General features: G+C 62.0%; 21 protein-coding genes. 15 read left to right on the top strand and 6 right to left on the bottom strand.

All coding sequences use genetic code 11. The features are described 5' to 3' along the window. Window positions 1–131: 131 nt before the first annotated feature. The 7 genes from VC35_RS11960 (at window position 132) to VC35_RS11990 (ending at window position 6,539) form a co-directional block, all read left to right on the top strand. Window positions 132–1,112: a quinone oxidoreductase family protein gene (locus VC35_RS11960; protein ID WP_046040234.1), complete on the top strand. Its 981-nt coding sequence runs from the start codon at window positions 132–134 to the stop codon at window positions 1,110–1,112. A gap of 13 nt (window positions 1,113–1,125) precedes the next feature. Beyond that, window positions 1,126–1,974 (top strand): TauD/TfdA dioxygenase family protein, encoded by an 849-nt coding sequence (locus tag VC35_RS11965; protein WP_007979208.1) that lies wholly within the window; start codon window positions 1,126–1,128, stop codon window positions 1,972–1,974. 99 nt (window positions 1,975–2,073) lie between these two features. Beyond that, a complete protein-coding gene (locus VC35_RS11970) occupies window positions 2,074–3,126 on the top strand; it encodes a beta-keto acid cleavage family enzyme (protein WP_046040235.1) in 1,053 nt (350 codons plus the stop codon). A gap of 92 nt (window positions 3,127–3,218) precedes the next feature. Next, window positions 3,219–4,550 (top strand): MFS transporter, encoded by a 1,332-nt coding sequence (locus VC35_RS11975; RefSeq protein WP_046040237.1) that lies wholly within the window; start codon window positions 3,219–3,221, stop codon window positions 4,548–4,550. After that, on the top strand, window positions 4,547–5,209 hold the full coding sequence (locus VC35_RS11980) for a DsbA family oxidoreductase (RefSeq protein ID WP_046040238.1): 663 nt from the start codon (window positions 4,547–4,549) through the stop codon (window positions 5,207–5,209). Before VC35_RS11975 ends, VC35_RS11980 begins: the two co-directional genes overlap by 4 nt. Continuing rightward, window positions 5,206–5,532: a Rieske (2Fe-2S) protein gene (locus tag VC35_RS11985; RefSeq protein ID WP_046040240.1), complete on the top strand. Its 327-nt coding sequence runs from the start codon at window positions 5,206–5,208 to the stop codon at window positions 5,530–5,532. The genes VC35_RS11980 and VC35_RS11985 overlap by 4 nt, the downstream gene beginning before the upstream one ends. Beyond that, window positions 5,529–6,539 carry a YeiH family protein gene (locus VC35_RS11990; RefSeq protein ID WP_046040242.1) on the top strand — a complete coding sequence of 337 codons (1,011 nt, stop codon included), beginning with the start codon at window positions 5,529–5,531 and terminating at the stop codon, window positions 6,537–6,539. The genes VC35_RS11985 and VC35_RS11990 overlap by 4 nt, the downstream gene beginning before the upstream one ends. A 139-nt stretch (window positions 6,540–6,678) precedes the next feature. Here the strand turns inward: VC35_RS11990 and VC35_RS11995 are convergent, their stop codons facing one another. After that, a complete protein-coding gene (locus VC35_RS11995; RefSeq protein ID WP_046040243.1) occupies window positions 6,679–7,713 on the bottom strand; it encodes an AraC family transcriptional regulator in 1,035 nt (344 codons plus the stop codon). Between the two features lie 355 nt (window positions 7,714–8,068). On the opposite strand from VC35_RS11995, the gene VC35_RS12000 reads away from it, so the two are divergent. The 8 genes from VC35_RS12000 to VC35_RS12035 all read left to right on the top strand — a co-directional run bounded on the left by VC35_RS12000 (window position 8,069) and on the right by VC35_RS12035 (window position 20,016). Beyond that, window positions 8,069–8,635 (top strand): RBBP9/YdeN family alpha/beta hydrolase, encoded by a 567-nt coding sequence (locus tag VC35_RS12000; protein WP_046040290.1) that lies wholly within the window; start codon window positions 8,069–8,071, stop codon window positions 8,633–8,635. A gap of 124 nt (window positions 8,636–8,759) precedes the next feature. Beyond that, complete coding sequence (locus VC35_RS12005) at window positions 8,760–10,763, top strand: DUF1302 domain-containing protein (RefSeq protein WP_046040245.1); 2,004 nt, start codon at window positions 8,760–8,762, stop codon at window positions 10,761–10,763. A gap of 41 nt (window positions 10,764–10,804) precedes the next feature. Next, window positions 10,805–12,163, top strand: a complete 1,359-nt coding sequence (locus tag VC35_RS12010; protein ID WP_046040247.1) for a DUF1329 domain-containing protein — start codon at window positions 10,805–10,807, stop codon at window positions 12,161–12,163. Window positions 12,164–12,288: 125 nt separating this feature from the next. After that, window positions 12,289–13,380 (top strand): WD40/YVTN/BNR-like repeat-containing protein, encoded by a 1,092-nt coding sequence (locus tag VC35_RS12015; RefSeq protein ID WP_046040249.1) that lies wholly within the window; start codon window positions 12,289–12,291, stop codon window positions 13,378–13,380. A gap of 16 nt (window positions 13,381–13,396) precedes the next feature. Continuing rightward, the gene (locus VC35_RS12020; protein WP_046040250.1) at window positions 13,397–15,916 is read left to right on the top strand and encodes an efflux RND transporter permease subunit; all 2,520 of its coding nucleotides are present in this window, start codon (window positions 13,397–13,399) and stop codon (window positions 15,914–15,916) included. A 6-nt stretch (window positions 15,917–15,922) separates the two neighbouring features. Continuing rightward, window positions 15,923–17,701 (top strand): acyl-CoA dehydrogenase C-terminal domain-containing protein, encoded by a 1,779-nt coding sequence (locus VC35_RS12025; RefSeq protein WP_046040252.1) that lies wholly within the window; start codon window positions 15,923–15,925, stop codon window positions 17,699–17,701. 24 nt (window positions 17,702–17,725) lie between these two features. After that, on the top strand, window positions 17,726–19,369 hold the full coding sequence (locus tag VC35_RS12030; RefSeq protein WP_046040254.1) for a fatty acid--CoA ligase: 1,644 nt from the start codon (window positions 17,726–17,728) through the stop codon (window positions 19,367–19,369). Between the two features lie 299 nt (window positions 19,370–19,668). Beyond that, window positions 19,669–20,016 (top strand): potassium channel family protein, encoded by a 348-nt coding sequence (locus VC35_RS12035; protein ID WP_046040256.1) that lies wholly within the window; start codon window positions 19,669–19,671, stop codon window positions 20,014–20,016. A 45-nt stretch (window positions 20,017–20,061) separates the two neighbouring features. Here the strand turns inward: VC35_RS12035 and VC35_RS12040 are convergent, their stop codons facing one another. The 5 genes from VC35_RS12040 to VC35_RS12060 form a co-directional block, all read right to left on the bottom strand. Continuing rightward, the gene (locus tag VC35_RS12040; RefSeq protein WP_046040258.1) at window positions 20,062–21,102 is read right to left on the bottom strand and encodes a DMT family transporter; all 1,041 of its coding nucleotides are present in this window, start codon (window positions 21,100–21,102) and stop codon (window positions 20,062–20,064) included. 259 nt (window positions 21,103–21,361) lie between these two features. Further along, window positions 21,362–21,583, bottom strand: a complete 222-nt coding sequence (locus VC35_RS12045; protein WP_046040259.1) for a formate dehydrogenase subunit delta — start codon at window positions 21,581–21,583, stop codon at window positions 21,362–21,364. Next, window positions 21,580–24,456 (bottom strand): formate dehydrogenase subunit alpha, encoded by a 2,877-nt coding sequence (gene fdhF / locus VC35_RS12050; protein ID WP_046040261.1) that lies wholly within the window; start codon window positions 24,454–24,456, stop codon window positions 21,580–21,582. The genes VC35_RS12045 and fdhF overlap by 4 nt, the downstream gene beginning before the upstream one ends. Continuing rightward, window positions 24,453–26,012, bottom strand: a complete 1,560-nt coding sequence (locus VC35_RS12055; protein ID WP_046040263.1) for a formate dehydrogenase beta subunit — start codon at window positions 26,010–26,012, stop codon at window positions 24,453–24,455. The genes fdhF and VC35_RS12055 overlap by 4 nt, the downstream gene beginning before the upstream one ends. Continuing rightward, window positions 26,012–26,488: a formate dehydrogenase subunit gamma gene (locus tag VC35_RS12060; protein ID WP_046040265.1), complete on the bottom strand. Its 477-nt coding sequence runs from the start codon at window positions 26,486–26,488 to the stop codon at window positions 26,012–26,014. Before VC35_RS12060 ends, VC35_RS12055 begins: the two co-directional genes overlap by 1 nt. Window positions 26,489–26,874: the final 386 nt, after the last annotated feature.

Consider the following 26,874-nt stretch of genomic DNA (forward strand, 5'->3'; position numbering starts at 1 on the left):
CCGTTTCTGCCTGTCACCAAATGAAAAGCCATTGTCGTCTGATGAGAAGCGTCTCAACAGGCCTCGTCCTACAGTCCAATCAGCGCAATTCGATGCAACACGCCCATATTGCAGATTGGAGAATAAGAAAAATGGCCAAAGCCGTACGCTTCTACGAAACCGGTGGTCCCGAAGTTCTACGTTATGAGGACGTCGAAGTCGGCGAACCCGGTCCGGGTCAGGTTCGCCTTCGTCATGTGGCGGTTGGCCTGAACTATGCCGACACCTATTTCCGTAACGGTACCTACCCGATTCCGATGCCCAACGGCATGGGCGTCGAGGCCTCTGGCGTAGTCCAGGCCGTTGGTGAAGGGGTCACCAACGTCGAAGTCGGTGATCGCGTCACCTACACCGGTTTCCTCAACACCCTCGGCGCCTACAGCACCGAGCGCCTGATCCCGGCCGCGCCGCTGATCAAGCTGCCGGAAACCATCAGTTTCGAAACGGCCGCCGCGATGACCATGCGTGGCCTGACGTCTTCGTACCTGATGCGCCGCATCTACGACTTCAAGCCGGGCGACAGCATCCTGTTGCATGCCGCCGCTGGCGGTGTCGGCCTGATCGTTTCGCAGTGGGCCAAACTGTTGGGCTTGAACGTGATCGGCACGGTGTCGACCGAGCAAAAGGCGGAAATCGCCCGGGCTCACGGTTGCGACCATACGATCAATTACAGCCATGAAGACGTCGCCGCTCGCGTTCGCGAATTGACCGACGGTGTGGGCGTCAACGTGGTGTTCGACAGCGTTGGCAAGAACACCTTCATGGGTTCGCTGGATTCGTTGAAACCCCGTGGCCTGATGGTCTGCGTGGGTACTGCATCCGGTCCGATCCCGGCGTTCGACCCGGTGATGCTGGCGATGAAAGGTTCGCTGTTCCTGACCCGTCCGGCCCTGGCCAACTACATCAGCGACCCGGCCGAAAAAGCCGCCCTGGCCGGTGAGTTGTTCGACCATGTCGGCAGCGGCCGGATCAAGATCGAGATCAACCAGCACTACGCCTTGCAGGATGCCGTGCAGGCCCATCGCGACCTTGAATCTCGCAAGACTACCGGCTCGTCGATTTTCGTCGTTTAAGGAGCGGCCAGCCATGAAAGTCGAACAATTGACCTGCAGCATTGGCGCCGAACTGATCGGCGTCAACCTGGCCGACGCGGTGCATGACGACGGTCTGTTTGCCGAGATTCGTGCCCAGTTGCTCAAGCACCGCGTGGTGTTCCTGCGTGACCAGGACATCACCCGCGCCGAGCACGTGGCCTTCGCCCGGCGCTTCGGCGAGCTGGAAGATCATCCGGTGGCCGGCAGTGATCCGGATCATCCGGGGCTGGTGCGGATCTACAAGAATCCGGACCAGCCGATGGACCGCTACGAAAACGCCTGGCACACCGATGCTACCTGGCGTGAAGCACCGCCGATGGGCTGCGTGCTGCGTTGCGTGGAATGCCCGCCAGTGGGCGGCGACACCATGTGGACCAACATGGTCCAGGCCTATGCGAACTTGCCGGAAGACGTAAAGGTCAAGATCGCCGACCTGCGTGCCCGCCACAGCATCGAAGCGAGCTTCGGTGCCGCCATGCCGATTGAAAAACGCCTGGCGCTCAAGGCGATGTACCCGGACGCCGAACACCCGGTGGTGCGCACCCATCCGGAAACCGGCGAGAAGGTGCTGTTCGTCAACGCCTTCACCACCCACTTCAGCAACTACCACACCCCCGAGCGGGTGCGTTTCGGCCAGGACGCCAACCCCGGCGCCGGCGAGTTGCTGCGTTACCTGATCAGCCAGGCGTACATCCCTGAGTATCAGGTGCGCTGGCGCTGGAAGCCCAACAGCATCGCCATCTGGGACAACCGCAGTACCCAGCATTACGCCGTCATGGATTACCCGCCGTGCCATCGCAAGATGGAGCGTGCCGGGATTATCGGCGACAAGACGTTCTGATCGAACGCCACCTGCATTCGCACTCGTAAACACGTCTGCCCGGCACGACCCCGGGTGGGCGAGACAATCATAAGAACTGGCATAAGAACTGGAGTAACCATGCAATTTTTCGACGATTCTCTGCACCCGGAAAACATGGAAAAGGTAGTCATTACCGTGGCCCCGTACGGCCCGGAGTGGATGCCTGAAGACTTCCCGGAAGACATCCCGTTGACCATGGATGAGCAAGTCCAGAAAGCGGTCGAATGCTACGAAGCCGGCGCCACCGTGCTGCACCTGCATGTGCGTGAACTGGACGGCAAGGGCTCCAAGCGCCTGTCGAAGTTCAACGAGCTGATCGCCGGTGTGCGTGAAGCCGTGCCAGACATGATCATCCAGGTCGGCGGCTCGATTTCCTTCGCCCCCGAAAGCGATGGTGAAGCGGCCAAGTGGCTGTCCGACGACACTCGCCACATGCTGGCCGAGCTGACGCCGAAACCGGATCAGGTCACGGTCGCGATCAACACCACCCAGATGAACATCATGGAGCTGTTGTATCCGGAGTACCTGAAAGGCACCTCTCTGGACAACCCGTTGATCCACGCCGCCTACAGCGAAATGACCGTACCGGCAGGTCCGGGCTGGGTTGCCGAGCACCTCAAGCGCCTGATGGACAACGGCATCCAGCCACACTTCCAGTTGACCGGCATGCATGCCATGGAAACCCTCGAGCGCCTGGTGCGCCGTGGCGTTTACAAAGGCCCGCTGAACCTGACCTGGATCGGCATCGGCGGCGGTTTCGACGGCCCGAACCCGTTCAACTTCTTCAACTTCATCCACCGCGCGCCGGACGGTTGCACCCTGACATCCGAGTCGCTGCTCAAGAACGTCATGCCGTTCAACACCATGTCGATGGCCATGGGCATGCACCCGCGTGTGGGCAATGAAGACACTATCATTGACCACAAGGGCGACCGTTTCGGCTCGGTTGCACAGATCCAGCAAACCGTGCGAATTGCCCATGAACTGGGCCGTGAAATCGCCACCGGCAAAGAAGCCCGCGAGATCTACCGCATCGGCGTGCAGTACGAAACCATCGAAGAAACCCTGTTGGCCAATGGCATGGCCCCCAACCGCAAGGCTGGGCAGAAAGGTACTCCGCAACGCGGTTGACCGAGGGTCGGGACGAGAGGCCGTGACCTCTCGTCCGCCTGACCGTTACACGCTTGATAACAAAAATAAAACAAAGCTCTTGAGGAGGCTGCATGGCCTTTCACCCAATAGCCGCTGACGATGACGACTCCAGCGGAGTCGGCGTTGCGCGCCAATATGCCTGGATCGTCTTTGCCTTGACGTTCGGCCTGTTGATTTCCGATTACATGTCGCGTCAGGTACTGAACGCGGTATTCCCCCTGCTCAAGACTGAGTGGTCGTTGAGCGACGGACAGCTCGGTTTGCTCAGCGGCATCGTTGCCCTGATGGTCGGCCTGCTGACGTTTCCCCTGTCGTTGATGGCCGACCGTTTCGGCCGGGTCAAGAGCCTGGCACTGATGGCGTTCCTGTGGAGCGTGGCGACCCTGGGTTGCGCGCTGGCCCAGGACTACCAGCAGATGTTCATCGCGCGATTCATGGTCGGCGTCGGCGAAGCCGCCTACGGCAGCGTGGGCATCGCGGTGGTGATTTCGGTGTTCCCCAAACACATGCGCGCCACCCTGGCCAGTGCCTTCATGGCTGGCGGGATGTTCGGTTCGGTGTTGGGCATGGCTTTGGGCGGTGCGATTGCCGCCAAGCTGGGCTGGCGCTGGTCGTTCGCCGGCATGTCGCTGTTTGGCCTGTTTCTGGCGGTGCTCTATCCGCTCATCGTCAAGGAAGCGCGCATTGCGCCACAACGTGCCGCGCAGATTGCGAACAAGACGGCCGCGGCGGTCAAGCGCCCACTGCGCACGCTGTGGTCCAGCCGTTCGGTGGTGGCGACCTACATCGGCAGCGGCTTGCAGTTGTTCGTCGGCGGTACGGTGATGGTGTGGATTCCCAGCTACCTCAATCGCTACTACGACATGCCTACCGACAAGGCCGGTGGCATGGCGGCGATCATCGTGTTGTGCAGCGGCGCGGGGATGATCCTGTGCGGCATGCTCAGCGATCGGCTGTGCCGCAACTCGCCGGAGCGCAAGGTCAGCCTGGCCATCGGCTTTTGCCTGGGCAGTTGCCTGTTGCTGTCGGCGGCCTTTGCCTTGCAGGCAGGGCCAGTGCAACTGCTGCTGATCTGCCTGGGCATGCTGATTGCCACCGGTACCACTGGCCCCGCCGGTGCGATGGTCGCCAACCTGACCCATTACTCGGTGCACGGTACGGCGTTCGCCACGCTGACCCTGGCCAACAACATGCTGGGGCTGGCGCCGGGGCCGTTCATCACCGGCCGGGTGTCGGACCTCATCGGTCTGCATGCCGCGTTTCAACTGGTGCCACTGGTCAGCCTCGCGGCGGCAGCGGTGTTCTTTTATGCCAAGTGTCATTACCACAAAGATATTGCCCGCCTTCAGGGTCAGAGCGTGCCTGACCCTGTCAGTGAAGCCGGGATAGAGGTGAAGTTGTGAGTCGTCGTTTACGTATTGATGTGTTTTTCGATTTTATCTGCCCCTGGTGCCTGATCGGCAAACGCCAACTGGAGCATGCGCAGGTGCAGTTTCGCAGTCGCCACCCGGATGTGCAGATCACCACGGTGTGGCATGGCGTGCAGTTGCTGCCCCAGATACCGGTAGAAGGTGAACCTTTCGCCGATTTCTACCGCAAGCGTCTGGGCAATGCTGACGCCGTGGCCATACGTCAGGCCCAGGTCCAGCAGGCGGCTTCGGCAGTCGGGCTGGCCATCGACTTGACCCGCATCGCGACGATGCCCAACACCGCCGACGCCCATCGTTTGCTCGAGCGTGCCAGCACGCTAGGCAATGTTGTCCAGCGTGACGTCTTGCTCGAGCGCCTGTTCGCCGCTTACTTCCAGAAGGGCGAAGACCTCGGCTGCCGTGAGACCTTGCTCGCCATCGCTCGCTCCTGCGGCTTTGATGCAGAGACCATGGCCGATTGCCTGATGGGCGACACCACGCCGTTTGAAGGCTTGCCTGGGGCGAGCAGTGGCGTGCCTAGTTTTCAGTTCGACCGCCGCATGACGGTCGTGGGCGCGCAACCTGCCGAGGCATTGCTCGGGGCCATGAGCCAGGCACTGAAAGAAAGTGATCGCGAGCGGCAGCCAGCATGACCCGGCGCATTCCCGTGCCAGCCGGCAAGCACCCGCAGGCCGGTGGCCGGGCGCTGTTCGAGTTCGAAGACAAAAGCCTGGCGCTGTTCAACGTCGACGGGCAGTTGTTTGCCATTGACGACAGCTGCCCGCACCAAGGCTCCTCGCTTTGCGGAGGGCGTCTTGAAGGCCGGGTGATTCAATGCCTCGCCCATGGTTTGCGCTTCGATTTGCACAGCGGTTACCTGCTCAATTCCAGGCAGGTCAAAGTCACCAACTACCCGGTCGAGATCATCGACGGCCAGGCGTTTATCATCATCGCATCCGAGGAGTCCGCGCCATGAGCGCCATTGCTCTCACCCGTATCCACAGTCGCACGCGCGAACTGGCACCGGGGTTTATCGTCAGTCTGATTGTCGCGGCCGCCGCGTCGTTTCTGTCCGAGCACTACGGTGCGCCGGTCATGCTGTTTGCCTTGCTGCTGGGCATGGCCCTGAATTTTCTCGCCGATGACGGCCCCTGCAAGGCCGGTATCGAGTTCACCGCCCGCACGGTGCTGCGCATCGGCGTGGCACTGCTGGGCATGCGCATTACCCTGGAGCAAATGGCGGCGCTAGGCTGGAAGCCGATAGCGCTGGTGGTGATCCTGGTGGTAGTGACCATCAGCGTGTCTGTGATCGCCGCCAAGGCCCTGGGCTTTCAGCGGCTGTTCGGCATGCTCACCGGTGGCGCGACGGCCATCTGTGGCGCCTCAGCGGCCCTGGCATTGGCAGCGGCGCTGCCGAACCATCCGCAGAAAGAGCGCGCCACACTGTTCACGGTCATTGGCGTATCGGCGTTGTCGACGATGGCGATGATCGTCTATCCGATGATCGCCAACTGGCTGGAGTTGTCACCGCAGGTAGCGGGCGTGTTCCTCGGCGCCACGATCCACGACGTGGCTCAGGTGGTCGGCGCCGGCTACAGCATGTCGACCGAGACCGGCGACACGGCCACGGTGGTCAAGCTGATGCGCGTTGCGATGCTGCTGCCGGTGATCGTCACCGCGGCAATGATCACCCGCATGCAAGGCGCCGACCCGACCGGCAAACGCCCGCCACTGTTGCCGTGGTTCGCCGTCGGCTTTCTGATCCTGGCCTGCATCAACAGCACCGGCTGGATAGCGCCTGCGGTGCAAGGATCGGTCAACGAACTGTCGCGCTGGTGCCTGGTGATTTCCATCAGTGCCCTGGGCATGAAGACCCGGCTCAGGGAGCTGGCGGCGGTCGGGATCAAGCCGATTCTGCTGATGGTCGGGGAGACGGTGTTCCTGGTCGTGCTGGTGCTGTTGTTACTGCACTGGGGCCTCTGAGCGCGTCACCACTCGTTCGCTTTATGGCAGGGCTGCACGGCGTTGACTCCTCATGCCGTGGGGCTCCAGACCGGTGCTACAAGCACCGGTCTTTCGCGGCGACTGTACCAGCAGTCGCCGTTTTTTTTGCCCGGTCGATTCAGGGTTCTTTCGGGCCGGCGAGGGGTTTGCCAGTGGTTTGTTTCTGCGCGCGCCACGTCGCCGGCGGCATGCCGAACTGGCTGATGAACCAGCGGGTAAACGAACTCGCCATCGAGTAGCCGAGCATGTCGGCAATGCGGCTGAGGGGGTAGTTCGGGTTGTCCAGGTAACGCAGCACCAGGTCGCGGCGTACGTCGTTGATCACGTCGTTGAAGGCGCAACTGTCGTCCTTGAGGCGGCGTTGCAGGGTGCGCACGTTCATGCCCTGGCTCTGGGCGACCTGCTCGATGGTGGCGCGGCCCATGGGCAACAGCAGGTAGATGGCCTTGCGCACCTCGAACAGCATCGAGGCGCCCTCGTGGTTCTGCAGCGAGTCGAGGTAGCCCTGGGCATAGCGGGCCATGGCCGGGTCGGCGTTGGGGTTGGTCATGTCGAGGCTGATGTCAGGGCAGACGATGCCGTTGAACTCGCTGCCGAACTCCAGGTTGCAGCCGAACAGGCGGCGGTGCAGGTGCAGGTTGTCCGGTGGCTGGTGCATGAAGTTGACGCTGTAGGGATGCCAATGCGAGCCCAGCAGGGCCGAGCACAGCCGGAACATCACGCCGATGGCCAGCTCCGTGGCCTGACGGCTGGGCATCGGCGTTTCGGTGACCACCTCTTCGCGAATGATCACCATCTTGCCGGCCTCCTCGATGAAGATGGCCAGCGAGTCATTCATCAAGTGTCGGTAATCCACCACGACCTGCAAGGCATCGCGCAGGGTGCGCTGGTGACTGAGCAGCAGGCTGACCACGCCGAAGTCCGAGAGCTGACGCGACTCGGCCATGCTCAGGCCGAAGGTCTGGCAGCCGCTGGCGGTGGCCGAGTCTTCCAGCAAGCGCACGGCGGCATCGATCTGGATACGGTGTTCAGGGGCTTGCAGTTGGGCCCTGCTCAAGCCGACAGCGGCCAGCACGTCGCGCGGGTTGAAACCCAGGTATTGGGTGACCTCCAGGTAGTTGGTCAAGACGGCGGCGCGAACAAGCTTGGTCATGCAAAGTCTTCCCTGGGCCGATGGCGATTGGCGTGAGCGTGGCGACTATATCCAGCGTATCAACAGTTGAACAGTTGTCATGTCGTTGATGGATTTCATGCTGTCCGGTCACCAATCTTCTACGCTGCATGGAACCATCGGCGCTCATCCGTTGATTACAGTGACCTTGCGCCAACCTGCGGGGTTTTTCGACCAGTGGTCGCGCTGTCCTAGTGTCCGACAATTTGTCATCAAAAGAAAAGTGCATGACGTCCAATGTAAAGCGCTTTGGGTGGGCGCTCTTTAATGTCGACCCTACAAAAAGCCCCTGGCGAAAACTGCCAGTCGAGTTATCGAGAAAGCGAAGGTGTTGACCGTGGACAAACTGCAAACAGCCGCCACCATTCTGATCGTTCCGGGTCTGCGCGAGCACGTGGCCGAACATTGGCAAACATTGCTTGCCGCCAGGCTGAGCAACGTGCGCAGTGTTGCGCCGCTGGAGACCGACAAACTCGATTGCATGGCCCGTGTGCGGGCGATTCAACACGAACTCGAACAAATCGACGGCCCTGTGATTCTGGTGGCCCACAGCGCCGGCGTGCTGATGGTCGCGCACTGGGCCGCGCACTACAGCCGTCCGATCAAGGGCGCCTTGCTGGCCGCGCCACCGGACCTCGATGCGGTCTGGCCGTCAAACTATCCATCTTCCGAAACCCTGCGTAGCCAGGGCTGGAATCCTCTGCCACAAGGCCCGCTGCCATTTCGCAGCATCGTGGCCGGCAGCACCAATGATCACCTTGCCAGTCTTGCTGCGGTCACCCGCATGGCAGAAGGCTGGGGCGCCGAATTGCTCAATCTGGGCGATGTCGGCCATCTCAATCCGGCCGCAGGATTTGGCCACTGGCAGCAAGCTGAAGCACTCATCCTGGAGCTGGATCGCTAGTACAAGGAGCTGGACTGGCAGTACGCCAACCGGCATTTGCCCTCATTCCTTAAACGCAAACCCGAAGAGGTTTGTGCGAGGGCGGCTGCGCTTAAAACAAAGACAAAAAGGCGGAGACAACGCAATGCACAACAATAAGAGTCACGGCTTCACCGCTCCACGCTGCACCTTGCTGGCCTCAGCCATTCTTGCGGCAACCGTACCGGTGGCCCATGCGGCCGAGATCGAGATGGGGAATCCGGACTGGAACGTACGCGTGGATAACACCATCAAGTACAACTACGGCGTGCGCACCGAAAGCGCCGACAAGCGCATGTTGGGAACGCCGAACAACAACGACGGCGACTACAACTTCCGCAAGGCCGGTACCAACATCACCAACCGTATCGACCTGTTGACCGAGATGGACGTGGTCTACAAGAACGCCATGGGCTTTCGCGTCAGCGCCGCCAGCTGGTATGACAAGGCCTATGACAACACCGGTTCCAACTCCAACCCGTTCGTCAACGGCAATGGATCGACCTCGGGCCTGATCGCCAACGACCCGCGCCTGGCAGGGGTCACCCATGACAACGTCGGCAACGGCAGCCCGCACCTGAGCAATTATGCCCAGCGCTACTACAGCGGCCCTTCGGGCGAAATCCTCGATGCCTTCGTGTTCTACAGCACCGAAGTGGGCGAGGAGTCGATGTTCAGCGTCAAGGCCGGTCAGCACAACGTGTTCTGGGGCGAGACCATTCTCAACCCGGTGCACTCGGTCAGCTATGGCCAGTCCGGCCTCGACCTGGCCAAGCTTGCCGCGTCGCCGGGCACCGAAGCCAAGGAACTGTTCGTTCCGCGTAACCAATTGTCGATGTCGTTCACCGTCAATCCCGAGCTGACCGTGGGTGCCCAGTACTTCCTCGATTGGGACGCCGCGCGTCTGCCGGAAGCCGGTACCTACTACGGTGGTTCCGATCTGATCGGCTTTGGTGCGCAATCGTTCCTGCTCGGCAACACCAACGCCGTGGTGCCTGGCAGTCCGCTGGGTTGTGGCCTGGCGCCGTGCAACGCGTTGACCAACGTGCGTCGCGGACATGACCTGACACCGGGCAGCAGCGGCGACTGGGGCATCATGGCCAAATGGTCGCCGGCCTGGCTGGATGGCACCCTCGGCGTTTACTACCGCGAAACCTCGGAAATCCTGCCGCAAGCCTTTCTGGACGCCAGGGGCATTACCTCGGCCAACCCGAACGGCACCCGTCCGGCGGGGCAAGTGCCTGCGGTGATCAACACCCTCAATTCTCTGGACACCGCCACCTATCAACTGGCCTATGCCGATAACATCAAGATCCTTGGCCTGAGCTTGTCCAAGGACGTGGGTGGAATCAGCGTGGGTTCGGACCTGAACGTTCGTCACAACATGCCGCTGGCCAGTATCCCGGCGATCGTCAGTACCCGCAGCCCGCTGGGCCTGGGTCAAGGGCTTGGTCTGCTGCCTGCACGTACGGACGCTACCGGTGTGGTCTATGACACCCCGAGCCGTGGCGACAGCATGAGCGCCACCGGTGACACCCTGCACTGGACTCTCAACGGTCTGATGACCCTGCCGAAAACGCCGGTGTTCGATCAGGCCACCGTGCTTGCCGAGCTGTACTACAGCAACCTGCTCAAGCTCGATAGCAAGAACGAAGCGCTCTACAAGGGCAAGGACAGCTATCGCGGTATCGACGCGCCGACCCGTGACAACTGGGGTCTGGCAGTCAACTTCACACCGACCTGGTACCAGGTATTCCCGGGTGTCGACCTCAACGCACCAATGTCCGTCAACGTCGGTCTCGACGGTGTGTCGCCGGTCTCCGGTGGCGGTGCCAAGGACACCGGCAACTATGCCGTCGGCGTGGGCGCCATTGTTTACAACAAATACTTTGTCGACCTGAAGTACGTGGACTCCTTTGGCCAAACCGACAAGTGCAACACCAGCGGTGTGAGTACCGGCCCAAACGGCGGCGACGGCTCCACCCCGAACGCCTTTAGCGGCAACGAAAACTACGCCTGTTTCGCCGGCGGCTACTCGTCCTTCTCCGGAGGTGGTGCCACGACGGAGGACCGTGGCGCCGTGTACCTGACGATGAAAACTACATTCTGATTCACCACTGATTTGCTCAATGCAAGCAGGAGAATAACAACATGAAATTTGTAAAAACCGTGTTGGCCGCTTCGCTGGCCATGGTCCTTGCCGCTCAGGCACAGGCTGCTGTTTCACCTCAGGAAGCTGCCAAGCTCGGCACCAGCCTGACCATGGTAGGGGCTGAAAAAGCCGGGAACGCTGATGGTTCCATTCCTGCCTACAACGGTGGCTTGACCACTGCGCCGGCCAGCTTCAAAGCCGGCGACAGCATGCGCCCGGACCCGTTTGCCAGTGAAAAGCCGGTACTGGTGATCGACGGCAAGAACGTCGATCAATACAAGGGCCTGCTCACGGCGACCACGGTAGAACTGGCCAAGCGTTTCCCGACGTTCCGTGTCGACGTGTTCCCAACGCACCGCACCGTGTCGTTGCCTCAAGCGATTCTGGACAACGGCGTGAAAAACGCCAGCGGCGCCAAGTCCCTGGAAGGTGGCCTGGCCATCGACAACGTCCTGCCAGGCATTCCGTTCCCGATTCCGCAGTCGGGCAACGAAGCGATGTGGAACTTCCTGTTGCGCTACCAAGGCGTCAGCATCAGCTCCAAGTACGACTCCTGGAACGTTGACTCCGCGGGCGTTCCTAGCCTGGCGACCACCGGGCAAGCGAACATCTCCTACCCGATCTACGAAAACCTCTCGCAGCCGATCAGCAGTTCCGATGTGTACTACCAGATGAAGCTGGCATACACCGGCCCAGCGCGCCGCGCCGGTGAGGCGATCATGCTCAAGGATGCCGCCAACCCGTTGCAGCAACCGCGTCGCGCCTGGCAGTACTTGCCGGGGCAGCGTCGGGTAAAGCTGGCTCCGAGCCTGGCCTACGACACGCCTAACCCGGGTACCGCTGGCGCGGGCACCTACGATGACGTGTTCGTGTTCAACGGTGCACTGGATCGCTACGACTGGAAGCTGGTGGGCAAGCAGGAAATGATCGTGCCTTACAACACCTACAAGCTGACCTACGTGCAGGATCCGAAGTCGCTGACCACTGCCAATCACCTGTCACCGGACTTCGTACGCTGGGAAAAACACCGTGTATGGGTCGTCGAAGGCAACCTCAAGGCCGGTGCTCGTCACATCTACCAGAAGCGCCGCTTCTACCTCGACGAAGACAGCTGGACCGCTTTGGCCTCGGATCAATATGACGCCCGTGGTCAGCTCTATCGCGGTTCCTTCGCCTTCCTGAGCCAGAGCTACGACAAGCAGGTTCCGGACTCCACGCCGTTCATGATCTACGACCTGGTCGGCGGTTCCTACAACATCAACGGTGTAGTCGGCCCTTACGGCGGCATCAAGTACATCGAGCCGCTCTCCAAGGCCCAGTGGTCTTCGGAATCCCTGGCCGGCGCCGGTATTCGCTAAGCCAACCGCAGAAAAGCGCCCGCACGGTCCGCTGCTCACAAGGTAGCGGGACCGAGCGGGCGCCCGGTTTGAACGTCAGGCACACGGATGTGTGCCCCGACGCGGTTTTCCGAAGAGGACGCAGTATGTGTTCGTATAAAAATAATATGTTGCAGCTCGCGTTTGGCGTTGTGCTCGGCCTGTCGCAGGGTATCGCCCAGGCGGCCGATTACGTCGATGTGCTGGACCTGCCCGCCAGTGTCAGTGCCTTGGCCATCAACAGCCCGTTGTCCGGCATGACCCGCGCCGGTGGGCGTGTGATTACCGTCGGCCAGCGTGGCCATATTCTGTTTTCCGATGATTCGGGAAACCACTGGCAACAGGCCGCCGTACCGGCCAGTGCCGACCTCACTGCGGTGAATTTTCCGACCACCACCCAAGGCTGGGCGGTGGGTAATGACGGCGTGGTGCTGCATAGCAGCGATGCCGGCGCGACTTGGCGCAAGCAGCTCGACGGTCGTCAGATCGGCGCCTTGCTGGTCAAGCATTACACGGCGCTGGCCAGCGCCGAACCTGGCAATGAGCAATGGCCGCTGCTGGTCGCCGAGGGCCAGAAGCTAGTCGATCAGGGCGCTGACAAACCGCTGCTCGACGTCTGGTTCGCCAACGACAAGACCGGCTATGTGGTCGGTGTATTCAACCTGATCCTGCGCACCGACGATGGTGGTTTGACCTGGACGCCATTCCAGGATCGCACCGACAACCCCCAGGGTTTCCACCTCAATGCCATCGCCTCTACCGGCGACAGCCTGTACATCGCTGGCGAGCAAGGCCTGCTGCTCAAGTGGGACGACAGTGCCCAGCGCTTCAATGCCGTGCCGACGCCTTATCAAGGCAGCTTCTTCGGCGTGCTCGGCAAGCCAGGCGAAGTGCTGATCTACGGCCTGCGCGGCAACGTGTTGCGCAGCACCGACGGCGGCCAGAGCTGGACCGCACTGGACACCGGCCTGCACGTCAGCATCACCGCGGGCCTGATCGACGCCCGTGGCCATTATCGCCTGTTCACCCAGGGCGGGCAGATGCTGGTCAGCCAGGGCACGGGCGCGCAGTTGCATCTGGTGCGGCAACCGGCACCGACCCCGGTCGCCGGTGCCACCCAGTCCGCCGCTGGCGCGTTGGTGGTAGCGGGCAGCCGTGGCGCCCGGACGCTGTCCGTCGATCCAGCCCTCGAACCCTAAGAGCGAGAACCCAGACATGGGCAATATCAAACAAGACGCCATGCCGGTGATCCGCGATCTGCGGGATTTCGACCAGCGCTCCGGCAACCTCCTCGAGCGGCTGGTGTTCAACTACCGCCCGCTGTTCATGCTGCTGATGGCGCTCGCCACCGTGGTGCTGGGCTTCATGGCGGTGACTCGCCTGGAGTTGCGCCCAAGCTTCGAAAAAATGATTCCCCAGAGCCAGCCCTACATCCAGAACTTCCTGGAAAACCGCGCTTCGCTGCGTGGCCTGGGCAACTCGGTGCGGGTGGTGGTCGAGAACACCCAGGGCGATATTTTCGACCCCGAATACCTCGACGTGCTCAAGCAGGTCAACGACCAGCTGTTCCTCACCGAAGGCGTCGACCGCGCGTGGATGAAGTCGCTGTGGAGCCCGGCCGTGCGCTGGACCGAAGTCACCGAGGACGGTTTCCAGGGTGGCCCGGTGATGCCCGACAGCTATCAGGGCTCGCCCTCCGACATTGAACAGTTGCGCCAGAACATCTCCCGCGCCGGTCTGGTGGGCAGCCTGGTGGCCAGCGATTTCAAGTCGACCATGCTGATCGTGCCGCTGATGGACAAAGCCGCCGCCGGCGGCCAGCGCATCAACTACCACGCCTTCTCGCAGATGCTCGAAGAGCAGTTGCGCGACAAGATCGAATACGCCGGCGACAGCGCTGCGCGTAAATCCGGGGTCGAAGGCACCGGCCACTACAAGGTGCGGGTGATCGGCTTCGCCAAACTCATGGGCGACCTGATCGACGGCCTGATCCAGGTGATGATGTTCTTCGGCCTGGCCGTGGTCACCTCGCTGATCATCATCTACGCCTACACCCGTTGCGTGCGCAGCACCTTGCTGGTGGTCGGCTGCTCGCTGATCGCGGTGGTCTGGCAACTGGGCATCGTCGCCTGGCTCGGCTACGCCATCGATCCGTATTCGGTGCTGGTGCCGTTCCTGATCTTCGCCATCGGCGTGTCCCACGCCGCGCAGAAGATGAACGGCATCATGCAGGACATCGCCCGTGGCACCCATAAACTGATCGCTGCGCGCTACACCTTCCGCCGCCTGTTCATCGCCGGAGTTACCGCGCTGCTGGCTGACGCCGTGGGCTTCGCCGTGCTGATGCTGATCGACATCCCGGTGATCCAGGACCTGGCAATCACCGCCAGCATTGGTGTCGCGGTACTGATTTTTACCTCCTTGCTGCTGATGCCGGTGGCGCTGTCTTACATCGGTGTCGGCGCCAAGGCCGCCGAGCGTGCACTGAAAATCGACACTCGTGCAGAAAAGCACAAAGGCTTCGGCAGACTGTGGGACACGCTCGATCGCTTCACCACGGCCAAGTGGGCCACGGGCGCAGTAGTGGTCGCGGTGTTGATGGGCATTGGCGGTTACATGGTCAGCCAGAACCTGAAGATCGGCGACCTCGACAGCGGGGCACCGGAGCTGCGTGCCGACTCGCGCTACAACCGCGACAACGCCTACATCACCCAGCATTACGCGCTGTCCAGCGACCTGTTCGCGGTGATGATCAAGACCGCGCCGGAAGGCTGCCTGAACTACAAGACCCTGGTCCTCGCCGACCGCCTGGCCTGGGAACTGCAACAGTATCCGGGCGTGCAGGCGACCGCGTCCTTGGTCAACGCGGTACGCCAGATCACTGCCGGTACTTATGAGGGCAACCCCAAGCTCAACAGCATCCAGCGCAACCAGGACGTGCTCAACTACGCCGCCCAGCAAGCCTCGGTCAACTCGCCGGAGCTGTTCAACACCGACTGCTCGCTGATGCCGGTGATCACCTTCCTCAAGGATCACAAGGCTGAAACCCTGGACGCTGTGGTAGCGATTGCCGACAAGTTCGCCAAGGAAAACAGCACCGCGGATCGCCAGTTCCTGCTCGCCGCCGGCACCGCCGGGATCGAGGCCGCGACCAACATCGTGGTGCGCGAAGCCAACCGCACCATGCTGCTTTACGTCTACGCGGCGGTGACGCTGTTCTGCCTGATCACCTTCCGCAGCTGGCGCGCCACGCTGGTGGCCCTGTTGCCGCTGGTTCTGACCTCGATCCTCTGCGAAGCCTTGATGGTGGCCATGGGTATCGGCGTGAAAGTCGCGACCCTGCCGGTGATCGCCCTCGGCGTGGGTATCGGCGTGGACTACGCCTTGTACCTGCTCAGCGTGCAGTTGCACTTCCAGCGCCAGGGCCTGCCTTTGTCCCAGGCCTATCGCAACGCCGTGTCCTTCACCGGCCGTGTGGTCGGGCTGGTGGGCATCACCCTCGCTGCTGGTGTGGTGTGCTGGGTCTGGTCGCCGATCAAGTTCCAGGCCGACATGGGCATCCTGCTGACCTTCATGTTCCTGTGGAACATGCTCGGCGCGCTGATCCTGATTCCGGCCCTGTCCTACTTCCTGCTGCGCGAACGGGCCCCTCAGCCCGGTTCTGTCGCGGCAACCGAAAACGCTGAATCCACTGAACGTCCCGGCATGCCCCATGCCGTGACCACTTCCGAGTAAGCCAAGATGTCTGATTACAAAGCTCCCCTGCGCGACATGCGCTTCGTACTCAACGAGGTTTTCCAGGTGTCCCGGCTCTGGGCACAATTGCCCGGCCTGGCCGACGTGATCGATGAAGAAACCGCCGCCGCCATTCTCGAAGAGGCCGGCAAGATCAGCGGCGAAGTGATCGCGCCACTGAACCGCGCCAGCGACGAACAGGGTTGCACCTGGAACGACGGCGCGGTCACCGCCCCGGACGGTTTTGCCCAGGCCTATCAAGCCTTCGCCGAAGGCGGTTGGGTGGGTGTCGGCGGTGATCCGCAGTACGGCGGCATGGGCATGCCCAAGGCGATTTCGGCCCAGGTCGAAGAGATGGTCAACTCGGCCAGTCTGTCGTTCGGCCTGTACCCGATGCTGACCGCCGGCGCCTGCCTGTCGATCAAGGCCCACGCGAGTGAAGAACTGAAAGCCACCTATTTGCCGAACATGTACGCCGGCATCTGGACCGGTTCGATGTGCCTGACCGAAGCCCATTCCGGTACCGACCTGGGCCTGATCCGCACCAAGGCCGAACCCCAGGCCGATGGCAGTTACAAGGTCAGTGGCAGCAAGATTTTCATCACCGGTGGCGAGCACGACCTGACCGAAAACATCATCCATCTGGTACTGGCGCGACTGCCGGACGCACCGGCCGGGCCGAAAGGCATCTCGCTGTTCCTGGTGCCGAAAGTGCTGGTCAACGCCGACGGTTCGCTGGGTGAAAACAACGCGCTGTCCTGTGGCTCCATCGAACACAAGATGGGCATCAAGGCCTCTGCCACCTGCGTGATGAACTTCGACGGCGCCACCGGCTGGATCGTCGACGCACCGAACAAAGGCCTGGCGGCCATGTTCACCATGATGAACTACGAGCGTCTGGGCGTCGGCATCCAGGGCCTGGCCCAGGGCGAGCGTTCGTACCAGAACGCCGTCGCATACGCCCGTGACCGCCTGCAAAGCCGCGCACCGACCGGCGCGCAGCACAAGGACAAAGCGGCCGACCCGATCATCGTGCACCCGGACGTGCGCCGCATGCTGCTGACCATGAAAGCCTTGAATGAAGGCGGGCGGGCGTTCTCCAGCTACGTGGCCCTGCAACTGGATATCGCCAAGTACAGCGAAGATGCACCGACACGCCAGCGCGCGCAGGATCTGGTATCGCTGCTGACCCCGGTGGCCAAGGCCTTTCTCACCGACATGGGCCTGGAAACCACCATCCACGGCCAGCAGGTCTTTGGCGGCCACGGTTACATCCGTGAGTGGGGCCAGGAGCAACTGGTGCGCGATGTGCGCATCACCCAGATCTACGAAGGCACCAACGGCATCCAGTCGCTTGACCTGGCCGGACGCAAGATCGTCGGCAGCGGCGGGGCGCTCTACCGTTTGTTCGCCTCGGAAATCCGCAACTTCACCGCGACTGCCTGCGCGGACCTCGGCGAGTTCACCCAGCCGTTGAACGCCGCCGTCGACACCCTCGACGACCTGACCGCGTGGCTGCTGGACCGGGCACAAAACAACCCGAACGAAATCGGCGCGGCCTCGGTCGAGTACCTGCACGTGTTCGGCTACACCGCGTACGCCTACATGTGGGCACGCATGGCCAAGGCCGTCATGAGCGGCGATGCCGAAGACGATTTCTACACCAGCAAACTGGCCACCGCGCGTTTCTACTTCGCCCGGTTGCTGCCGCGTATCCACTCGTTGAGCGCATCGGCCAAGGCCGGCAGCGACTGCCTCTACGAGCTGCAAGCCGATCAGTTCTGATCGAAAGGACAAGGAACCTTAAACATGATGGCGACAAAAATAATTCCGCCCGCCGACGGCGCCTATGCCTATCCCTTGCTGATCAAGCAATTGCTGCTGTCCGGCGTGCGCTACCAGCCGGGCCGGGAAATCGTCTACGCCGACAAGCTGCGCTACAGCTACGAGACCCTCAACAAGCGTATTCGCCGCCTGGCCAATGCGCTGACGGCGGCTGGGGTCAAGGCCGGTGACACCGTGGCCCTGCTCGACTGGGACAGCCACCGTTACCTGGAATGCTTCTTCGCCGTGCCGATGATCGGCGCGGTGCTGCACACCGTGAATATTCGCCTGTCGCCGGAGCAGGTGCTGTTCACCATGAACCACGCCGAGGATGACCTGGTGCTGGTGCATGACGATTTCCTGCCCCTGGTCGAGCAGATCCACGGACGGCTGGAAACCGTCAAAGGCTACCTGCAGCTCACCGATGACGAGGCAACCACGACCTCGCTGCCGGTGCTGGGCGAATACGAACACCTGCTGTCCTTGGCCCCGGACCAGTACGACTTCCCCGATTTCGACGAGAACTCGGTCGCCACGCTGTTCTACACCACCGGCACCACCGGCGACCCGAAAGGCGTGTACTTCAGCCACCGGCAACTGGTGCTGCACACCCTGAATGCCGTCGGCACCCTGGGCGTCTATCAGGGCCAGCCGCTGCTGCGTTCCGACGACGTGTACATGCCCATCACGCCGATGTTCCACGTGCATGCGTGGGGCGTGCCTTACGTCGCGACCCTGATGGGCATCAAGCAGGTCTATCCCGGCCGCTACGAACCCAATAGTCTGGTCAAGCTGTACCGCGAAGAGAAGGTGACCTTCTCCCACTGCGTGCCGACCATTTTGCAGATGATCCTCAACTGCGAAGAAGGCAAGGCGACCCGATTCGACGGCTGGAAAATGCTCCTGGGCGGCAGCGCGCTGACCCTGGGCGTGGCCAGCGAAGCCAACGCCAAAGGCATGGTGGTGCATGCCGGCTACGGCATGTCCGAGACCTGCCCGTTGCTGTGCCTGACCTACCTGCGCGATGAAGACCGCCAACTGTCCGCCGAGGCCCAACTGCCGACGCGCATCAAGACCGGCACGCCGGTGCCGCTGGTCGACCTGAAGATCATCGACGCCGAGGGCAACGATGTGGCCCATGATGGCGAGTCCCTCGGTGAAATCGTCGTCCGTGCACCGTGGCTGACCCAAGGCTATTTGAAAGAGCCGGAAAAAGGCGCTGAGCTCTGGCTAAACGGCTGGCTGCACACCGGCGACATGGCCTCGATCGACCCATTGGGCGGAGTGGAAATCAAGGACCGCATCAAGGACGTGATCAAGACCGGCGGCGAGTGGATCAGCTCCCTGGAACTGGAAAGCCTGATCAGCGAACACCCGGGCGTGATGTCCGTCGCCGTGGTGGGCATCGTCGATGAACAGTGGGGTGAACGCCCGATGGCCATGGTCGTCTGCGAACCGGGGCAATACCTCGACCGCAAGATCCTGGAGGTGCATTTGCAAGCCTTCGTCGACGGTGGGCGCATCAACAAATGGGCGATCCCCAAGCAGTTCAAGTTCGTGACCGAAATCCCCAAGACCAGCGTCGGCAAGATCAACAAGAAGCTGATCCGGGACACTGAAGCGAACTGAGGGGTAAACCTGCCACCATTGTTGTAGGAGCGAGCTTGCTCGCGAAGGTCGTTAACGATAACGCATGCTCACTGGTTAAACGCCGCGTTCTCGAGTCCATCGCGAGCAAGCTCACTCCTACAAGGAATTTAGCAGCAGGCGGTTTCTGGATAGTTTGCGGGGCGTCATCTTTGTCATAGTCCTCGGCAAAGATAACGCCCCGTCGGTCGCAGTTTTCAGCGCTTGTGCCAAGCTGAACGGGGTATTGAACCGCCGTGCATTCAATTGCCGGTCAGGCAAACCCCACGGAAGCCCACGACATGAACTTCACCCGTGCATCCAACGTCCGCAAAGAGTTCTACAAAGCCGTCTGGTTCTATTTCAAAGTGGTGTGGCCGATCTTCTCGATACTGCTGTTAGTGATCGTTGCGATTGGCCTCATCATCGCCCAGCTGGAGGGGTGGAGCCCTGATGACGGTGTCTACTTTGCCTTCGTGACGGGCCTGACCATTGGCTATGGAGAGCTGGTGCCAAAACTGGGTGTGTCGCGAGTGCTGGCGATCCTGCTGGGTTTCAATGGCGTGCTGATGACCGCGACATTCGCGGCGATCAGTGTCCGGGCGATTGAAGTGACCGTGACGGCGTCACGGCAGAAGGACGTCGAGTAGGGCGGTGATGGCCACGGCCATTTAAATGGCCGCAGCCTCCGGGGCTCAATGCGAGTGCCGGTGATGGATGTCGGGAAAGTGCGGATGACTGTGGACGATCGGTGAGTGTTGGTGAACATGGCGGTGCGGTTGTACACCATCCCACTCAAAGTCATGTTCATGCTGATGATGCTCATCATGGACGTGCTTGTGGTCATGGATTTGCGGTTCGTGCTGATGCTCGTGTAAGTGACTCTCGGTCAGATGAATCCAGACGCCAAGCCCCATCAGGCCGGCAGCGATCCAAAACACCCAGGTCACGGCTTCACCGAAAAACAGGATCGCTATCGCGGCTCCCAGGAACGGCGCCGTGGAAAAGTACGCCCCGGTCCGCGCCGTACCAAGCCCCCGCAACGCCAGGACGAACAGCACCAGACTAACGCCATACCCCAAAAAGCCCACCAGCAGGGTTGGCCCAAGAAGCGACCACTCTGGCAGGTGCATACCCAGCGCGATCCCCAGCGTGCAATTGACGGCCCCTGCCACCAGCCCTTTGGTGCCAGCAATAAACAACGCATCCGACGCAGACACCTTGCGGGTGAGGTTGTTATCGATGGCCCAACAAAAACACGCCACCGCCACCGCAACAGGCCCCAACCAGCCATGAGCCTCTGCCGAAGTGCGAGGCCACGCCAACAACACGCCACCGGCAACAATGGCCACCATCCCCGCGACAATGCGCCTGTCAGCGTTCTCCCTGAAGACCACCCACGCCATCAGTGCGGTCAACACGGCTTCCAGGTTCAGCAACAGTGATGCGGTGGTGCCAGAGGTGAGGGTGAGTCCAAACATCAATGAAACCGGACCCAGTACGCCACCGAACACAATGGCCCCGATGAACCACGGCCATTCAGGGGCTGTCAGGCCTGTCGGCTGCCAGCCACGATCACGGATCAGGCGGGTTAGCGTCAGCCCGACGCCGCTACCCAGGTAAAGCAGGCCGGCGAGGAGGATGGGGGACACGTTCAAGCCTAGCCACTTGGCCAAGGGCGTGCTGGCGCCGAACAGGGCAGCAGCGCCCAGGGCGTAGAGAATGCTTTTGGTCATTGTGGTTCCGGGGCTCAGGGGAGGCAGTCGTGAACAGGATACGCTTAGTGCCGCAAATGAGCGCCTGTGGCCTGTCCACACAACACAACCCCCTGACACAACCCCCTGTGGGAGCCTAATGCTGTTCACTTAAGGACGAACACTGTATCTGTGGCGAGGGAGCTTGCTCCCGCTGGGGCGCGAAGCGGCCCTAAAATGGGACTGCTGCGCAGTCCAGCGGGAGCAAGCTCCCTCGCCACAGTTTTTTTCAGCCAGCAGGCTAAGCCTCCCAACCCGCCCCGGTCACCGCCGCCTGCACCAGCGGGTGCAAGTCCGCCCCCTGGTGTTCCGTCTGCCAGGCCAGCAATTCCTTGCGCATGCTCGGCGCCCAGTACATCTGCATATGATTGCGCACGCTGAGCACCGCCTGTTGCTGGTCCGGCTGGCTGGCGAAGTACTGGGCGATCTGGTTGGCCATCTTGATCAGGTTGTCAGTACTCATTTGCGCACCTCGGCTTTCTCGGGGTGCCGACGTTCCTTCAGCAGACGATGCTGTTCATCACTGAATTCCTGGAAGCGCTTCTGCCACTCCGAAGGGTGATAAACCCGGCTGACTTCCACGGCGGTGACCTTGTACTCCGGACAGTTGGTGGCCCAGTCGGAGTTGTCGGTGGTGATGACGTTGGCGCCCGATTCCGGGAAGTGGAAAGTGGTGTACACCACGCCCGGGGCGACCCGCTCGGTGATCCGCGCACGCAGCACGGTCTGCCCGGCGCGGCTGCCGATGCCGACCCAGTCACCTTCGTTGATGCCACGGCTCTCGGCGTCGGTCGGGTGGATTTCCAGACGATCTTCGTCGTGCCAGGCGACGTTGTCGGTGCGCCGGGTCTGGGCGCCGACGTTGTACTGGCTGAGGATGCGCCCGGTGGTCAGCAGCAGCGGATAGCGACTGTTGACCTTCTCCTCGGTAGGCACGTAGCCGGTGAGCATGAAGCGCCCCTTGCCGCGCACAAACTCTTCGATGTGCATGGTCGGCGTGCCGTCCGGTGCCTCGGCGTTGCACGGCCATTGCAGGCTGCCGTGGCGCTCCAGTTCCGCGTAGCTGACGTTGGTGAAGGTCGGCGTGAGGCTGGCGATTTCATCCATGATTTCTGACGGATGTTTGTAGTTCATCGGGTAACCGAGGGCATTGGCCAGGGCCACCGTGCCTTCCCAGTCGGCCTTGCCGCCCAGCGGATCCATGACCTTGCGCACCCGGGAGATGCGTCGCTCGGCGTTGGTGAAGGTGCCGTCTTTTTCCAGGAACGAGCAGCCCGGCAGGAACACGTGGGCGAACTTGGCGGTTTCGTTGAGGAAAATGTCCTGCACCACTATGCATTCCATGGCCGACAGAGCCGCGGTGACGTGCTGGGTATTGGGGTCGCTCTGGGCGATGTCTTCGCCCTGGCAATACAGGCCCTTGAAGCTGCCGCCCAAGGCTGCCTCGAACATGTTGGGGATACGCAGGCCCGGGTCGGGTTGCAGGGTGACGTTCCAGGCCTGTTCGAACTGCGCTCGTACCACCTCGTTGGAGACGTGCCGGTAGCCGGGCAGCTCATGGGGGAAGGAACCCATGTCGCAGGAGCCCTGGACGTTGTTCTGCCCGCGCAGCGGGTTCACGCCCACGCCTTCGCGGCCGATGTTGCCGGTGGCCATGGCCAGGTTGGCGATGCCCATCACCGAAGTACTGCCCTGGCTGTGCTCGGTGACGCCCAAACCGTAGTAGATCGCCGCATTGCCACCGGTGGCATACAGGCGCGCAGCGGCACGGATGTCGGCAGCGGGTACACCGCAGATTGGGCCAAGGGCTTCCGGCGAGTTATCCGCACGGCTGACGAACTCGCTCCACTGGGCGAAATCGCCAGGCTCACAACGGGCGTCGATAAAGTCTTGTTTGAGCAGTCCTTCAGTCACGATGACGTGGGCCAGTGCGTTGAGCATGGCGACGTTGGTACCGGGGCGCAGGGCCAGGTGATACTCGGCGCGGGCATGCACCGTATCCACCAGATCGATGCGACGCGGGTCGATGACGATCAGCCGCGCGCCTTCACGCAGGCGGCGTTTGAGCTGGGAAGCAAACACCGGGTGGGCATCGCTGGGGTTGGCGCCCATCACCAGGATCACATCGGCCTGCATCACCGAGTCGAAACTCTGGGTGCCGGCGGACTCGCCCAGGGTTTGTTTCAGGCCATAGCCGGTGGGCGAGTGGCAGACCCGCGCACAGGTGTCGACGTTGTTGTTGCCGAAGGCGGCGCGCACCAGTTTCTGCACCAGGTAGGTTTCTTCGTTGGTGCAGCGGCTGGAAGTGATGCCACCGATGGAGTCGCGACCATATTTTTGCTGCAGCCGACGGAATTCACTGGCGGCGTAGGTCACCGCTTCATCCCAGCTGACTTCCTGCCAGGGGTCGCTGATGTTTTTGCGGATCATCGGCTTGGTGATGCGATCCGGGTGGGTCGCATAGCCCCAGGCAAAGCGCCCTTTGACGCAGGAGTGGCCGTGGTTGGCCTGGCCGTTCTTGTCCGGAACCATGCGTACCAACTGGTCGCCTTTCATCTCGGCGCGGAACGAGCAGCCCACGCCGCAATAGGCGCAGGTGGTGATCACACTGCGTTCGGGCTGACCCAGTTCGACCACGCTTTTTTCCATCAGGGTCGCGGTGGGGCAGGCTTGCACACAGGCGCCGCAGGACACGCATTCGGAGTCGAGGAAGTTCTCGCCACCAGCGGCGGCCACCCGGGATTCGAAGCCACGCCCGGTAATGGTCAGGGCGAAGGTGCCCTGGGTTTCTTCGCAGGCGCGCACGCAGCGGTTGCAGACGATGCACTTGCTCGGGTCGTAGTCGAAATAGGGGTTGGAGGTGTCTTTCACGTCCTCCAAATGGTTCTCGCCTTCATAGCCGTAACGCACTTCCCGCAGGCCGACCTGACCGGCCACGGTTTGCAACTCGCAGTTGCCGTTGGCCGAGCAGGTCAGGCAGTCCAGCGGGTGATCGGAGATGTACAGCTCCATGACATTGCGCCGCAGCGTCGCGAGCTTGGGCGTCTGGGTGTGCACGCTCATGCCTTCGCTGACCGGCGTGGTGCAGGACGCCGGATAACCGCGCATGCCGTCGATCTCTACCAGGCACATGCGGCAGGAGCCGAAGGCTTCCAGGCTGTCGGTGGCACAGAGTTTGGGAATGGTGGTGCCCAGCAGCGCGGCGGCGCGCATCACCGAAGTGCCTTCGGGCACGCTGATGCTGCGGCCATCGATGTTCAGGGTGACTTGCACCTGGCTGTCGCGGGCCGGAGTACCCAGGTCAATGTCTGTTTTCGGGTCGAAGAGAGTGATCATTGTTCGGCCTCCGAGGCTTGCAGACCGAAGTCAGCGGGGAAGTGCTTGAGGGCGCTGGTCACGGGATAAGACGTCATGCCGCCCAACGCGCACAGCGAACCGTATTGCAGGGTGTCGCACAGGTCCTTGAGGATGATTACCTGCTCATCGCGACTGTTCTGGTCAGGCGCGGCCAGCAGACGGTCGATCACCTCGACACCACGGGTCGAGCCGATGCGGCACGGCGTGCATTTGCCACAGGATTCCTCGGCACAGAACTGCATGGCGAAGCGCGCCATGCGGGCCATGTCCAGGGTGTCGTCAGCCACCACCACACCACCGTGACCGAGCATCGCGCCGATGGCCATAAAGGCTTCGTAATCCAGCGGCGTGTCGAATTGCGCAGGTGGCACCCAGGCGCCGAGCGGGCCGCCCACCTGTGCCGCCTTCAACGGCCGGCCACTGGCGGTCCCGCCGCCGTAGTCTTCCACCAGCTCCCGCAGGGTCAGGCCAAAGGCACGTTCCACCAGCCCGCCGTGACGAATATTGCCCGCCAGTTGAAACGGCATAGTGCCCAGGGAGCGGCCCATGCCGTAATCGCGATAGAACTGCGCACCCTTGGCCAGAATCAGCGGCACCGAGGCCAGGGTCAGCACGTTGTGCACCAATGTCGGTAGACCGAACAGGCCCTGCAACGCCGGAATCGGCGGCTTGGCGCGGACGATCCCGCGTTTGCCTTCGAGTGAGTCCAGCAGCGCGGTTTCTTCACCGCAGATGTAAGCCCCGGCCCCCACGCGTACTTCCATATCGAAGGCCTGGCCACTGCCGCCGACATCGGCGCCCAGGTAACCGGCTTCTCGGGCGATGTTCAGCGCTGCACGCAGCGTGGCCACGGCATCCGGATATTCCGAGCGCACATAGATGTAGCCGAAAGTGGCGCCGACGGTAATGCCGGCAATCGCCATGCCTTCGATCAGCAGGAAGGGGTCGCCTTCCATCAACATGCGATCGGCAAAGGTGCCGGAGTCGCCTTCGTCGGCGTTGCACACAATGTACTTCTGCGCCGCTTGAGTGCCGCGCACCGTGCGCCACTTGATCCCGGCCGGGAAAGCCGCGCCGCCACGGCCACGCAGGCCTGAATCGAATACCGCCGTCGCGGTCTGCTCGCCGCCAATGGCGATGGCCTGGGTCAAACCCTCGAAACCGCCGTGGGCCCGGTAATCCTCCAGGGACAGCGGCCGGGTAATGCCGGCACGGGCGAACAACAGGCGTTGTTGAGACTTGAGATAAGGCAATTCTTCCACCAGTCCCAAGGCCAGCGGATGAGCGGACGGCACGCCTTGCAGTGCATCAAGCACCGACGGCACATCGGCCGCCGTCAGCGGGCCGAAACCGATCCGGCCTTGCGGGCTGTCCACCTCCAGCAACGGCTCCAGCCAATACAGGCCGCGCGAACTTGTGCGCTGCATCTCCAGCGGCAGATTGCGTTCCCGCGCCTGAGTGATCAGGGCCACCGCCACCTCATCGGCACCCACGGCACGGGCAAGGGAATCACAAGGCAGATAAAGAGTCGGCATCACGCGTCCTCCCGGCAAGCGTCGAGCAACGCATCCAGACGCTCGGCACTGAGCCGCGCATGCACCCGGCCATCCAGTTCCAGGGCAGGCGAACAGGCGCAGGCTCCAAGGCAATACACCGGACGCAAACTGATGCTGCCATCAGCACTGCTACCGTGATCGTCCAGTTGCAGACGCTCGCGCAACTGCGCGGCAAGCTGCTCCGCGCCACGGCTCTGGCACGACTCGGCCCGGCACAGCCGCAGGATATGCCGCGCAGGCGGCGCGGTACGGAAGTCATGGTAAAAACTGATCACCCCGCGAACCTCGGCCTGGCTCAGGTTGAGGGCATGGGCAATCTCGGGAACGGCGACATCGGGGATGTAACCGATGCGCTCCTGAATATCATGAAGAATGGGCAACAGCGCACCCGGGGTGCCCTTATGGCGCTCCAGCAGACTGTTGACCACAGGCAGGTGCAACATCTCATCAGGCATTCAGCAATCCTCACGGTCACGGACAAACCAGGCGGTCGTCGGTTGTCCGAAAGTGTCGGCTGCGGCATTCACACCACGTCACGGTATCGTGGTATCTACAGACCGTCGGCCAGGGCACCCTGAGCGGGCATCTTGTTGCGCCCGGCACGGTCTTCGCCGCGCCTCAGTAGGGGCATAAAAGCCAGATTGCCACGCGGCCCTTGATTCGGCCGCACCAGAGCGACGTGTTTGGTTCTGTCTACGACCTTGTATTGAGTCTAGAAGAATGCGGCATCAGGCGCCGTGCCGGAGGGGAGGTTGCTGGAGTTATGCACAGCGGATTGCCTGTGGAGAAGGTGGTGATCAAGCCCACTTGAAGGACTCGGAGGTTGGAAAAACCGAAGCAA

Source organism: Pseudomonas fluorescens (assembly GCF_000967965.1).
GTDB classification, from domain to species: domain Bacteria; phylum Pseudomonadota; class Gammaproteobacteria; order Pseudomonadales; family Pseudomonadaceae; genus Aquipseudomonas; species Aquipseudomonas grandcourensis.

Excerpts from the sequence above, each read along its gene's own strand:
- VC35_RS11960 (WP_046040234.1), top strand. The coding sequence starts at position 132 with ATGGCCAAAGCCGTACGCTTCTACGAAACCGGTGGTCCCGAAGTTCTA.
- VC35_RS11965 (WP_007979208.1), top strand. The coding sequence starts at position 1,126 with ATGAAAGTCGAACAATTGACCTGCAGCATTGGCGCCGAACTGATCGGC.
- VC35_RS11970 (WP_046040235.1), top strand. The coding sequence starts at position 2,074 with ATGCAATTTTTCGACGATTCTCTGCACCCGGAAAACATGGAAAAGGTA.
- VC35_RS11975 (WP_046040237.1), top strand. The coding sequence starts at position 3,219 with ATGGCCTTTCACCCAATAGCCGCTGACGATGACGACTCCAGCGGAGTC.
- VC35_RS11985 (WP_046040240.1), top strand. The coding sequence starts at position 5,206 with ATGACCCGGCGCATTCCCGTGCCAGCCGGCAAGCACCCGCAGGCCGGT.
- VC35_RS11990 (WP_046040242.1), top strand. The coding sequence starts at position 5,529 with ATGAGCGCCATTGCTCTCACCCGTATCCACAGTCGCACGCGCGAACTG.
- VC35_RS11995 (WP_046040243.1), bottom strand. The coding sequence starts at position 7,713 with ATGACCAAGCTTGTTCGCGCCGCCGTCTTGACCAACTACCTGGAGGTC.
- VC35_RS12005 (WP_046040245.1), top strand. The coding sequence starts at position 8,760 with ATGCACAACAATAAGAGTCACGGCTTCACCGCTCCACGCTGCACCTTG.
- VC35_RS12010 (WP_046040247.1), top strand. The coding sequence starts at position 10,805 with ATGAAATTTGTAAAAACCGTGTTGGCCGCTTCGCTGGCCATGGTCCTT.
- VC35_RS12015 (WP_046040249.1), top strand. The coding sequence starts at position 12,289 with ATGTGTTCGTATAAAAATAATATGTTGCAGCTCGCGTTTGGCGTTGTG.
- VC35_RS12020 (WP_046040250.1), top strand. The coding sequence starts at position 13,397 with ATGGGCAATATCAAACAAGACGCCATGCCGGTGATCCGCGATCTGCGG.
- VC35_RS12025 (WP_046040252.1), top strand. The coding sequence starts at position 15,923 with ATGTCTGATTACAAAGCTCCCCTGCGCGACATGCGCTTCGTACTCAAC.
- VC35_RS12030 (WP_046040254.1), top strand. The coding sequence starts at position 17,726 with ATGATGGCGACAAAAATAATTCCGCCCGCCGACGGCGCCTATGCCTAT.
- VC35_RS12035 (WP_046040256.1), top strand. The coding sequence starts at position 19,669 with ATGAACTTCACCCGTGCATCCAACGTCCGCAAAGAGTTCTACAAAGCC.
- VC35_RS12040 (WP_046040258.1), bottom strand. The coding sequence starts at position 21,102 with ATGACCAAAAGCATTCTCTACGCCCTGGGCGCTGCTGCCCTGTTCGGC.
- VC35_RS12045 (WP_046040259.1), bottom strand. The coding sequence starts at position 21,583 with ATGAGTACTGACAACCTGATCAAGATGGCCAACCAGATCGCCCAGTAC.
- fdhF (WP_046040261.1), bottom strand. The coding sequence starts at position 24,456 with ATGATCACTCTCTTCGACCCGAAAACAGACATTGACCTGGGTACTCCG.
- VC35_RS12055 (WP_046040263.1), bottom strand. The coding sequence starts at position 26,012 with ATGCCGACTCTTTATCTGCCTTGTGATTCCCTTGCCCGTGCCGTGGGT.
- VC35_RS12060 (WP_046040265.1), bottom strand. The coding sequence starts at position 26,488 with ATGCCTGATGAGATGTTGCACCTGCCTGTGGTCAACAGTCTGCTGGAG.